The sequence below is a fragment of the Actinopolyspora xinjiangensis genome (assembly GCF_900104475.1).
Taxonomy (GTDB): Bacteria; Actinomycetota; Actinomycetes; order Mycobacteriales; family Pseudonocardiaceae; genus Actinopolyspora; species Actinopolyspora xinjiangensis.
Genome location: NZ_FNJR01000001.1, coordinates 247,987 through 259,910, shown reverse-complemented (window position 1 = coordinate 259,910; position 11,924 = coordinate 247,987). Strand labels below are relative to the sequence as shown.

Annotated in this window: 7 protein-coding genes; 5 read left to right on the top strand and 2 right to left on the bottom strand. The window is 73.0% G+C overall.

Annotation, left to right across the window (positions count from 1 at the left end; translation table 11 throughout):
- Positions 1–73 precede the first annotated feature (73 nt).
- Entirely contained in the window at positions 74–2,806 is a 2,733-nt protein-coding gene (locus tag BLQ75_RS01160) for a helix-turn-helix transcriptional regulator (protein ID WP_244515149.1), read from the top strand.
- Positions 2,807–2,933: 127 nt separating this feature from the next.
- Complete coding sequence (locus BLQ75_RS01155) at positions 2,934–3,779, top strand: formate/nitrite transporter family protein (protein WP_092596384.1); 846 nt, start codon at positions 2,934–2,936, stop codon at positions 3,777–3,779.
- A 100-nt stretch (positions 3,780–3,879) separates the two neighbouring features.
- Here BLQ75_RS01155 and BLQ75_RS01150 read toward each other — a convergent pair whose 3' ends face one another.
- Together BLQ75_RS01150 and BLQ75_RS01145 are read right to left on the bottom strand one after the other, a co-directional pair.
- Positions 3,880–4,986 (bottom strand): hypothetical protein, encoded by a 1,107-nt coding sequence (locus BLQ75_RS01150; protein WP_092596381.1) that lies wholly within the window; start codon positions 4,984–4,986, stop codon positions 3,880–3,882.
- Between the two features lie 340 nt (positions 4,987–5,326).
- The gene (locus tag BLQ75_RS01145) at positions 5,327–5,545 is read right to left on the bottom strand and encodes a hypothetical protein (protein ID WP_092596378.1); all 219 of its coding nucleotides are present in this window, start codon (positions 5,543–5,545) and stop codon (positions 5,327–5,329) included.
- A gap of 219 nt (positions 5,546–5,764) precedes the next feature.
- On the opposite strand from BLQ75_RS01145, the gene BLQ75_RS01140 reads away from it, so the two are divergent.
- The 3 genes from BLQ75_RS01140 to BLQ75_RS01130 all read left to right on the top strand — a co-directional run bounded on the left by BLQ75_RS01140 (position 5,765) and on the right by BLQ75_RS01130 (position 11,911).
- Positions 5,765–7,744: a cation:proton antiporter domain-containing protein gene (locus BLQ75_RS01140; RefSeq protein WP_092596375.1), complete on the top strand. Its 1,980-nt coding sequence runs from the start codon at positions 5,765–5,767 to the stop codon at positions 7,742–7,744.
- Between the two features lie 115 nt (positions 7,745–7,859).
- Positions 7,860–9,857 (top strand): IucA/IucC family protein, encoded by a 1,998-nt coding sequence (locus BLQ75_RS01135; protein WP_170837261.1) that lies wholly within the window; start codon positions 7,860–7,862, stop codon positions 9,855–9,857.
- Positions 9,854–11,911, top strand: coding sequence for an IucA/IucC family protein (locus BLQ75_RS01130; protein WP_244515148.1), 2,058 nt, complete (start codon positions 9,854–9,856; stop codon positions 11,909–11,911). The genes BLQ75_RS01135 and BLQ75_RS01130 overlap by 4 nt, the downstream gene beginning before the upstream one ends.
- Positions 11,912–11,924: the final 13 nt, after the last annotated feature.

Genomic DNA, 11,924 nt, shown 5'->3' with positions numbered 1-11,924 from the left:
GTGCGCCGACCCGCGTTCGGTTTTGGTCCTGTTGCGTCTTTTCGTGATGTTACTCACGGTTCACACTGTGGTCATGTCGGTCGCGATCACCGCCGAACTCGGGACACCGATCCGGTTGCACGGTCGCAGCTCCCTGCTGGAGTGGCTGCTGCACCGAGTCGACCGGCACGCGCGCGGCGGCGCGGCGGTGGTGCTCAGCGGGGAGTACGGCAGCGGGAAAACGGTGCTGCTGGAACAGCTCGCCGTCCACGCGGGACTGCCGAGCCTGGATCTGACCGGCACTCCCGGGGAGCGCGACATCCCGTTCGCCGGGCTGAACCGGATGTCCGGCGCGGGTGCCGTCACGCTCCCCGAATTCCCGCTGTCCGCCCCCGAACCCACGTCGTACCAGCGATTGTGGCGGGAACTCGGCCGACAGCTCGGGGACGGGCCGCTGCTGTTCCGGGTGGACGACGCCCACCTGCTGGACCCGCCCTCCCTGCGGGCGCTGGCCTTCCTGGCCCGCAGGATCGAGCGGCTGCCGGTGCTGCTGGTCCTCACCATCACCACGGAAGCCGGCTACGACCACCCCCTCGGCGACGCGCTGGACGGCATCCCCCACGCGCGGCTGGCCCCGCTGGACTTCTCCGACAGCATGCGCCTGCTGTACGGGCGCACCGACTTCCCGCCTTCCCCCGAGATAGCCGAGGAGGTCGTCTCGCGAGCGGAGGGGAACCCGCTGGCGCTGGTCGAGTTCGCGCGGGCGCTCACCGGCAAGCAGTCCGTCGGGCTCGCGCCGCCGCCCCGCGTGCCGCCGCCCGGCGGAAGGTTCCGGGGCGAGGTGAGGCGCCGCCTGTGGGACCTGCCCGATCGGGCGCGGGAGCTGGTCATGCTGACCGTGGCGGATGAGGAGCTCGGCCGCGAGGACGTGCTCGCGGCGGCACCGCTCGCGGCGGGCGACCCGCACGCGTGGACGTCGGCCGTGCGCTCGGGGCTGGTCGTCACAACGGAAGGCGGACTGCGTCCGGCCGGTGAACTGGCGCGGAGCTGTCTGGAGGTCGAGGCGTGCCCCGGCGAGCTGCGGGACGCGCGGCTGTCGCTGGCCCGGGTCTTCGAACGGGCCGGGGACCACCCCCGAGCGCTGCGACACCGCGCCGCCGCCGGGGACGAGCCCCCGGAACGGCTGGTCGGGCAGCTGGAGCGAACCGCCGACTCGGCCGAGCGGCACGGCGAGCACGAGACCGCCTCGCGGTTGTACGAGCGGGCCGCCGAGCTGAGCGAGCACGACGAGTCCAGGGCCACCCGCCTCCTCGCCGCCGGACGCGGGGCCTGGACCGGCGGCGATCCGCAGCGCACCCTGGCGATGACCCGCCGGGCGCGCACCCTGGTTCACTCGGCGGGACCACGTGGGATGCGTGACCTGCTGCGCGGCGGCATCGAGCTGTGCGACGGCAGACCGGCCACGGCGGTTCGCCAGCTCACCGAGGCATCGACCGCGCTGCTGGACACCGACCGTGAGCTCGCGGTCACCGCACTGATGCTCGCCGGGGACGCCTGCTGCGTGGCCGGTGACTACCGGGGCTACTACGAACTGGCCGAACGGGCCGAGTGGCTGCGAAGCCCGGAGGACTCGCACGACACCGCGCTGATCCTCCGGAACCTCACCGCGATGTCGGCGACCTTCCGGGGCAGGCACGAGGTCGCCGCGCCCGCCCTGCGCGAGGTCGTGCGGCTCGCCGAGCGGGTCACCGGGGCGGCGCCGCTGGTGCTGGCGGGCAACGCGGCCTTCACGCTGGGCGAGCCCGCCACCTCCTACCGGCTCGCCACCCGGGCGCTGCGCACCGCCGAGGAGCGGGGCGAGACGGCTCAACTGCCCTGGGCCTCGGTCTACGTCTCGCTGGCGGCGTTGCTGCTGGAACGCTACGCCGAGGCCGAGAGCAGGGCGCTGGAGGGAGTGCGGCTCTCCCGGGCGTTGGGGCAGCGCAACCGGATGATCGACCACATCGCGCTGCTGGCGCTGGTTGCCGCGTTGCGCGGCGAACCGGAGACCGTGGAGCTCAGGCTCGCGCAGGCCACCGAGGAGGGCCTGTTCAGCAGGGGGCTCGGGAGACCGGACGCCTTCGGCTCGTGGGCGGCGGCCTGCGCCGAACTCGCGCACGGCCGTCCGGTGCGGGCCGTCCACCGGCTGCGGCTGATGGACTACGGCATCGGCGGCTTCAACCCCGCCGTGCGGGTGCTGGCCGCACCGCACTTCGTGGAGGCCGCTGCCTCCTGCGGTGAGCACGACGACGCGGTGCCGCTGCTGGGAGCTTTCGACCACTGGGTGAGCTCCACGCGCAGCACCACCCGGATGGCGCTGTCCCACCGCTGCCACGCGCTGCTGGCCGAACGCGCCGCCGACGCCGACGAGCGGTTCCGCGCCGCGATCGAGTCGCACCGCCAGAGCGGAAGCGGACTGGAACTGGCCAGAACCGAGCTGCTCTACGCGGCCAGGCTGCGCCGCGCCCGCAAACCCACGGCGGCGCGCGAACTGCTCGACGAGGCCAGCGCCATCTTCGACGACCACGGCGCCGAGCACTGGGCCGCGCGGGCGCGTGCCGAGCTGCGCGCCGTCGGCCGATCCGACGCTCCCCGCCGCTCCAAGGAGGCGGTCGAGCTGACCGATCGGCAGGCGGAGATCTCCAGACTGGTGGCGGAGGGGGCCACGAACCGCGAGATAGCCGGGATGCTCTACGTCAGCGACCGCACCGTCGAGCACCACCTGCGCAACGTCTTCGCCAAGCTCGGAGTGCGTTCCCGCACGGAACTGGCCAAGCTGTTGCGGTGAGCGCTCGGCGCGGCCCGCCTCGACCGAGGTCCCTCGTCGACTCCGCCGCTCGGGCGCTCGCGGGCGGGAACCTCTCGGGGAAGGGCTTCTCCCCGGGTCAACGGTCGATGAGCTTTCCCGGAGGGGCATGACCGAGCGGGAGTCCGACGACGAGGGAGCCCGAACCGACAGCAAGGGCAGGCACGCCCCGCTGCGGGAGGACGAGGTCGAGCGAGCGCTGGACACCATCGTCTCCAGGGGAAGGCCGAGACTGTTCCGGACCATGCCCGAGCTGCTGGCCAGCGGAACCATCGCCGGGATCGAGATCTCCCTCGGAGTGCTGGCCTTCCTGTCCGTCGAACAGGCCACCGGCAGCAAACCACTGGCCGGGCTGGCCTTCGGGGTCGGTTTCATCGCGCTGCTGCTGGGAAACAGCGAGCTGTTCACCGAGGGGTTCCTGGTACCCATCGCCGTGGTGCTGGCCCGCGAGGCCGGTTGGTGGCGCCTGGCGCGGTTCTGGCTGGCCACCCTGGTGGGCAACCTCCTCGGGGGCTGGTTGAGCATGTGGATGGTGGTGGTCGCCTTCCCCGGGCTGCGCGAGGTGGCGATCGAGACGGGCGGGACCTTCGCCGAGTCCGGTTTCACGCCGCGCACCTTCCTGCTGGCGGTGCTGGCCGGCAGCACGATGACGCTACTCACCAGGATGCGCATCGGGACCGGCGACGACGTGGCCCGGGTGCTCGCCTCGATGGCCACGGCGTTCCTGGTGGCCGGGCTCGGCATGTACCACTCGGTGCTGGACACGTTGTTCATCTTCGGCGGCATCCACGCCGGAGCGGGGTACGGGTACGGTTCGTGGATCGCGTTCTTCGGCTGGACCGTGCTGGGCAACGCGGTCGGCGGCATCGGACTGACGACCTTCCTGCGGCTGGTGCGCAGCCACGAGCGGCTCTACGAGTGGCGCCGCAGCGCTCCCGCCAGTCGTCGGCCCTGACCGGGGGCGAAGCAGTCCGGGAGCGCGGACCCGATCGGGGGTTCCGTGCGCGACCGGGGCGGCCGGTCGCCAGTCCCGCGCGGCCGGAGCGCGATCCGGCTCACCGCTCACCACCCGAGTCCCCGTCAGCCTCGTCCGCGCGTTCCGCCCGCTGCTGGTTGGCCCGGCGCTGCGCTTCCCGGTAGCCGTAGGCGGCGCGGCGAACCGTGGCGTCGTCCTCCAGCCCGGAGCCGAGCGCACCCGCGGCCACCCCCATCGACGTGGCGGCCCACGCCAGTCCGAGGTAGTTGCCGAACCCGATACCGCCGCCGAGCTTGCTGCTCAGCAGCTCCGGATCGATCAGGAAGAGGCCGCCGGCCAGGTTGATGACGAACAGCACCACGTACAGGCAGCTGACGCCGGTCACGATCGTTATGGCGGTGGAGGAGTTGTACAGTAGCCGTTGTTCCCGGTCAGCGGTGTATTCGGGTTTCTCCCACAGGTTGTGGGTCACGATCAGCCAGGTCGCCATCAGCGCCACCGCCAGCACGACGACCAGGATCTGACGCCAGGGCCCCAGCATGTCGGCGATCTGCCAGACCGTGCTCGACGTCAGCGCGAACACCGAGGTGGCCAGCGCCGCGGCCAGCGCCCCGGACATCCCCAGCACCAGCCGCCACGGCGTGTTGCTGCGCACCATCCCGGAGAGCAGCCGTGCCCGGCCGCGCCGCTTCGTCGAGCGGTACCGCACCGCGATCGACTCGCTGTCGGCGCGCTCCCGCCGGATCGGGGCCAGCAACTCGGTGGGCCCGCTGTAGAGTCCGCTGCCGCTCCGATCTCCACTGTCGGTCAGCTCGCCGAGCACGTTGACCAGCAGTTGTCTGGCCCTGCGCTGCGGCTGGAACCCTCCGAGAGCGGGCAGCGAGATCACCGCGACCCGTTCGTGCTCCGCACCGATGTCGGCCAGCACCGGGTTCCTGGCCCGCCGCAGCGGCAGATCGGTCACGCCGACCGCGTAATCCCAGCCGTGCAGCTCACGTTGCCGCTCGGTCGCGTCCAGGATCTCCTTGCCACTGCTGCGGCCCGCCGCCACCGGGTCGCTGACCACCTCGACCGTCCACTCGTCCCCGTTGAAGCTCTCACCCAGTCGCTCCGGCAGACTCCCGGCCAGCGATTCGGCGATGTCGCTCGGAAAGTCCGGATCACTGACCAACCCCAGTAGCGGCACCGCACACTCCCTTCTACGCCGGGGACGCCTTGTCACCTCGGTGTTCGTGGATGGGCACGCCGCGAGTCCCCCGTGGTGTCAGTGGGCGGCCACCCCGTGAGCGACGTTCCATCCCCGGCGACCTCTCTCCCGGCCGCCGGACGACGAAGTGGTGTGGCACGGGAGATCCCGATCCCTCGGGAGATGGCCGCCACCTCAGCCGTGCTCGATGCCCTTCCCGGTGCTGCTGCGGGTCCCGTGGGCGGTGGGCCGCCCCTTGCCGCGCGGCGGCTCGGGGGTCACCTCCGAACCGGAACGACTGTGCTCCGGCTCGTCGGTTCGAAACCCCCGGCGCCGGTGTTCAGGCGGGCACGACAGGAGCCACCCAGCCGTCGGAGGCGGTGGTCCAGTCGGCGCTGCGCGACCAGCCGGCGGCGAGCAGCTCGTCATCGACCCGCTGCGGTTCCGAGGCCGTCGGCGGCAGCTCCAGCTCGGTCACCTCGGCACCCCGGTCGTCGCGCACCGTCACCATCGGGTTCCCGTTATCGCCCGTGGTGATGAAGTGGGCGGTGTTGGCCATTCCCGTTCCTCCCCGTTCGCCCGTTCTCGTCCGGTGACGGAGGCCTACCCCGCACCGGGTCCGATTACGCATCCGAGCGCACGGAGCCGACCCGTCGCTACCGGAGGAGGAGGGCTCGGCGGTGGCCGGAACGCGTCCGCGGCCCGGATCCCGCGTGCGAGCTCACCCCTCCTCGCGTAAGCAGGGATCCCGGAACGGGACGAAGCGAGGTGACTCAGCATGGTGCTCGCCGCCGGTGAGACCACCGGCTACCTGGGGCCGGTCGTGGCGCTGCTGTGCGCGGCGGGCCTGATCGGCTACCTCAGCATCCGGCTGCGGATCGTGCCCATCGTGGGATTCCTGCTGGCCGGGGTGCTGATCGGTCCCCACCAGCTGGGGCTGGTCTCGGACTCCGAGGTGGTCCGCGCGGCGGCCGACATCGGTGTGATGCTGCTGCTGTTCACCATCGGCATCGAGTTCTCGCTGGACCGCATGGCCTCGATCCGTCGCTACGTGCTGCTCGGCGGCGGTGTCCAGGTCGTGCTCACCGTGGGACTGACCGCGGCGGTGTCGACGGCCTTCGGCGTCGGGTGGCGCGCCGCCGTGCTGACCGGGCTGCTCGTGGCGCTGTCCTCCACCGCGATCGTGCTCAAGGTGCTGTCCGCCTCGGGACGCACCACCACGACGGTGGGCGCCACCTCGATCGCCACCCTCGTCTTCCAGGACCTGGCCGTGGTGGTCATGGTGCTGGTCGTCCCGTTGCTCGGGGACCGGGCCGACGGCGGATCGCTGGGGCTGCTACGGGCGCTGGGCACCGCGCTGGTGGTGCTCGTGGTGGTGCTGGTGGTGGCGCGCAGGGTGATGCCGCCGCTGCTGGAGCGCGTGGCGCGCACGTGTTCCCCGGAAGTGTTCCTGCTGGCCGTGGTGGCCATCGGGCTGGGAACCGCCTGGCTGACCTCGCTGGCCGGGGTGAGCGTGGCGCTCGGCGCCTTCCTCGCGGGGCTGGTGGTCAGCGAGTCCAGGCACAGCTCGCACGCGCTCGGCGAGGTGCTGCCGCTGCAGATCCTGTTCAGCGCGGCCTTCTTCGTCTCCATCGGGATGCTGGTCGACCTGCGAGCCGTGCTGCGGATGTGGTGGCTGGTCCTGCTGCTGGCGGCGGCGGTCGTGCTGCTCAAGGTGATCACGGGTGGGGTGGCGCTGCTGGCGCTGCGGGTAGGGCTGCCCACCGCCGTGGCGGGAGGATTCCTGCTGGCCCAGATCGGCGAGTTCTCGTTCGTGCTGCAGCGCGCCGGGCGGAGCGCCGGGTTGGAACCGCTGGAGATGGGGCCGGACGGGGAGCAGGTGCTGGTGGCGGTCACCGTCACCCTGATGATCCTCACCCCCGCGCTGGCCGCGGCGGGGGAGCGGCTGGCGGAGGCGCTGCGGCGTCGTCGTCCCACCACCGAGCGGGAAGCGCGGTGCTCGGAACCGACCACCGGTGGAGAGGTGCTGATCTCCGGATGGGGAGAGGTGGCCGCCGGGCTGACCACCGAGCTGCGCGCGCGGGGACTCCCGGTGGCGGTGATCACCCTCGGCCCCGAGCTGGCCGCCGACGCCGAGCGGCGGGCGGACAGGGTGGTGCGTGGCGACCCCTCGCACGGCAACGTGCTGCACGAGGCGGGCCTCTCGACGGCCCGGCTGGTGGTCATCTGCGAGAACACCGGTGAGCAGGCCGCTCGGGTCGCCGCCGTGGTGACGCGGTTCGTTCCCGGGACGCCGGTGGTGGTGCGCCCGACCGACCGGGCCGGTGCGGCCGAACTCGTCCCCGCCGGGGTGGAGCGGATCGTGGACACGGTCGAAGCCGTGACGCGCCCGCTGGCCGACGCGGTGCTGCGGCGTCTCGGTGAGATCGACCGATCCGATCACCCTGACCCCAGCGTTCCCGTGGATTTCCGCGCCGACCCGGCCACGGCCTGCCCGCACGTCTCCGAGATCGGGCCCGTGCTGCCGTCCTCGGCGGGATGCACGGAGTGCCTGCGACTGGGCGAGCGGGACTGGGTGCACCTGCGGACGTGCCTGCACTGCGGGAACGTGGGGTGCTGCGACTCCTCGCCGCACCGGCACGCCAGCGCTCACGCCGAGACGTGTGCTCACCCGGTCGTGGCCTCGGCCGAGCCGGACGAGCACTGGGGGTGGTGCTACTTCGATCTGACCAGGTTGGAGCGGGCCACGGAAGGGTGATCGGTTCCGGTCGCCACGACGCCCCGGTCCACCGGTTCCCGAACCGGTTACGCAAAGCGGGTGAGTTGCCCGCCGGGCGGTTGCTCCAGGTGCGGTCGGTGATCAGGCTGAGGGGGTGAGCACAGATCGCGCGGATATCGCGGTGTCCGCTGCCCACGCGGCGGTACAGCACGTCGCGGGCACTCGCGGGGACCCTGGCTTTCCGGCCACCGACTACCGCGCCTCTGCCCCGTCCTCCGCCAGGGCGGTCGTACTGGCCCGGTTGGTCTCCTCCCTGGTCAGGGAGAAGCTGCTCGACCCCGGCCGGGCCGCCGAACGCGGTCTGCGGCTCCCGCTGGTCAGGGTGACCGCGACGGGCAGGCTCGCCCCCACCGGCCCGGTCACGCTGTCGGAGGCGGGGGCCGTCGCCACCCGCGTGGTGCGCGATCCGGTGGAACTGATCGACGTGCTGCTGCGGCTGGGGCTGCTCGGCGGTGACCCGGCGAGCTGGCGGCGGCTGCGCTCGGACCTCGCGGAGGGCGTGACCGGGCTGGACCGTGCGCTGCGTGCCGAGCGGGTCCGCGCCCGGAGGCTCCGCGCCTCGGTGTCCGGGAACGAAGGTGGTTCGGCCCCGTTCGCCGCGCTCGTGGCGGCGCTGCGCGCGGAGCACGGCGCGGCGGACCCGCTGCTGAGCGCCTTCGAGCAGTGGGTGATCGACGGGCACCCGATGCAGCCCGTCGCCAAGACCAGGACAGGTATGTCCACAACGGACGCGAGTCGCTACGCCCCCGAGTTCGGGGTCGGGTTCGACGTGCCGCTGGTGGCGCTCGCCCGGCACGCCGTTTCCGGCGCCGATCACACCGGTGAACTCGACGGAGCCGGGGCGGTCCGACGCGAGCTGCGGGCCGCTTTCCCCCGGGCGAGCGCGGCGGCGGACTCGGAACTGCTCGCCCTCGGACTGTCGCCCACCGACTACGTCCCGGTCCCGGTGCACCCCCACCAGCTGCGTTTCGCCCTCCCCGAACTGCACGGGGAGCTGCTCACGACGGGAACTGCGGTTCCGCTCGAATCCTCCGTACCGGCCCGACCACTGATGTCCCTGCGCACGCTGGAGGCCCGCGAACCGGAGCACCCGCCGGGACTCCAGATCAAGACCGCCGTCGAGGTGCGCCTGACCGGTGCGGTGCGCGGGATCTCGCCGGGCGCTGTCCACAACGGACCGCGCCTGTCCGCGCTGTTCGACCGGATCGCGGCGCGGGACCCGGAAGTCGCGCCCCGGGACGGGGCGGGGCGTCCGCTCTTCACGGTGTGCCGGGAGCTGGCCTCGGTCGGATACCTGCCCGCTCACTCGACGGGGGAGCCGGAGCGCGACCGGGCGCGTGCCCGCTCCCTGGCGGCGGTGCTGCGGGAACACCCCGCCGCTTCGACCGCCCCGGGTGAGATCGCGCTGCCGGTGGCCGCCCTGCTCGCCCGTTCCCCGCTGACCGGGAACACCGTGCTCGCCGACGTGCTGGCCGACTCCGACCCCGCCCGGCGGGACCGGAGGTTCCGCGCCCCCTCGGCCCCCCGGCTCGACACCGCGCGGCACTGGCTGCGGCTGCACCTCGGCCTGGGGCTGCTCCCGTTGCTGGGACTGCTGGTGCGCTACGGCATCGCGCTGGAGCCGCACCCGCAGAACACCGTGCTGGTGCTGCGCGAGGGGCTGCCGCACCGGTTCCTCGTGCGGGACATCGGCGGTGTCCGGGTGCTGTCCGACAGGCTCCGGCGGCGCGGCCACCGGTTCCGGCCCCACGAGGACTCCGCGCTGGCGAGTGCGGACCCGGCGGCACTGCGCGACAAACTGTACTTTCCACTGTTCGGCAACCACCTCGGCGAGCTCGTGGCCGCGGCGGCCGCCGCGACGGGGTGCTCGGAGGACCCGCTGTGGCGGGTGGTGCGGGACAGCGTGGGCGAGGTATTCGACCGGTTGCGCTCCACCGCGTGCTGCCGGGAGGAGGCCGACGACTGCGCCCACGACGCGGATGCCCTGCTGCGGCGACCGTGGCGGCTCAAGACGATGCTGGGGATGCGGTTGTCCGGGCTGGTGACCGACCAGCGCTACATACCCGCCCCGAACCCGTTGTCGGCCGTATGACCGGCGAGCTCGTTCTGCCCGGTGGGGCTCCTGGACTCGGCGACTCCGCCTCACCGGACCCCGAGGAGGAGGTGATGCTGCGCGAGCTGCGCGCCAGGGATCCCCGGCTGGCCGAGAGCTGCTCGGCGGAACTGCCATGTGCGCGGGGGGACACCACCCGCCGGGCGTTCGCCGCGTTGCTGCGCGAACGGCTGCTGCCCGGCACGGTGGAGACCTTTCGGCTGCCGGTGGCGTGGGGCGACGCCACCTCGTTGGCGAGCCGGCTGCGAACGGGGCGCGACGCCGCCCGGATGCTGGGGCCATCGCTACGAGCCGGGGAGGGCGAGCTGGTCGTGGTGCGGCTGGCCGCGGGAACGCTCGCGGCGGTGTGCGAGTCGGGAGCCTCGTTCGGGCTGTACCGGGTACGCCGTCCGGTGTTGTTCGACGACGGCGTCACCGCCGTGGAACTGGACCGGCCGCGGCGACTGGTGGACACGCTGCGTCGTGATCCGGGGACCGAGCCCGAGGTCGCGGGCTGGGACAGGCTGCGTCAGGAGCTGGCCGACTCGGCGCGCAACCTGGCGCTGTCCCGCGCGGCCGCGCGCCGCAACGCGGCCGCCGTGGCGCTGCGGGCGGCACGCCTCGACACCGGTGACCTGCTGCGCACGCTGGGCACCGGACGTTCCGCCAGTGAGGTCACCCTCGACCTGGACTCGCTGAGCTGCGAGGGGCACAACATCCACCCCTGCGGCAGGGTTCGCGGCGGTTTCTCCGTCGCGGACTCGGTGAGCTACTCGGCCGAGGCGGCGAGGACGGTCGACGTGGAGTTCGTGGCCCTGCGCGAGGGCTACTTCCGCTCCACCCCGCACGGGGGCGGAAGTTCGGTCGGGGAACTGCTCGCCGAGCACTTCCCCGAACCGTTCGCGCGAGCGCGCGCGGCGCTGTCGGAACGGGGACGCGACCCCGCCGAGTACCAGCTGGTGCCGGTGCACCCGTGGCAGCTGCGCAACGCCGTGCCGCGCGAGTACCCGGCCGAGCTCGCCTCGGGGGCGTTGCTTCCGCTCCACGAGGTGCGGCTGCCCTGCAGGCCCACCTCCTCGACGCGCACCCTGGTGACCGCCCAACCCGGCAGGCACGGGCGGCGGTTGACCGTCAAAACGGCGCTGGACGTGCTGCTGACCTCGGCCAGGCGCACCATCGCTCCGGAGAGCACTCGGGACGGTCCTCGGGTCAGCGCGCTGCTCGGGGAGCTGTTCGCGCGGGACCCGGTTCTCAGGGGGCGGGCGGAGATCGTTCCCGACCTGGCGGGGATCGCCTTCGAACCCCCGGAGGGGTCGTCGGCGCGGGCGGGCCGGGCACGCGGTCTGTCGGCGCTGTTGCGGCAGGACCCCGCCGACTCGCTCGGCGCGGGAGAGCAGGCCGTCACCGCCTCGGCGCTGCTGCTGCGTTCCCCCGTGTCGGGAGAGCCCCTGCTGGGGGAACTCGTCGCGGCCAGGGCCCGACGCCACGGCGTCGCGCGCCCGGAGGCGGCCCGCTGGTTCCTGCGGGAGTACGCGGAGGCGCTGCTGTCGAGCACCCTGCCGCTGATGTCGTGCTACGGCATCGCGCTGGAGGCGCACCTGCAGAACGTGCTGGTGGTGGTGCGGGGTTCCCGGCCCGTGCGGTTGCTGCTGCGCGACTTCGCCGGGGTGCGGATCCACCCGGGGAGGTTGCGCGCGGCGGGCCACGCGGTCCCGACGAGCCGCCCGGGAGTCACGAGCGTTGACGACCCGAGCGCGCTGCACGCCAAGACGTGCCACGCCACGTTGCAGGCCAACCTGGCCGAGGTGGTCCACCTGCTGTGGCGGTCCTGCGGGTTGGTCCCCGTGCGGTCCTGGGGGATCCTGCGGGAGGTGATCACCGGGCTCGCCGTGCGTGTCCGGTCACGGGGTGGTGCGGCGCTCGCGGCGGACCTGGGCGCGCTGCTCGCGCCGGAACTGCCGCAGAAAGCGCTGATCACCATGCGGCTGCGTCCCGAGGAGGGGGAGGTCTACCTGCCGCAGCCCAACCCGATGTCCGACCCGGTGCCCGAGTGAGGTTCCGCTCCCG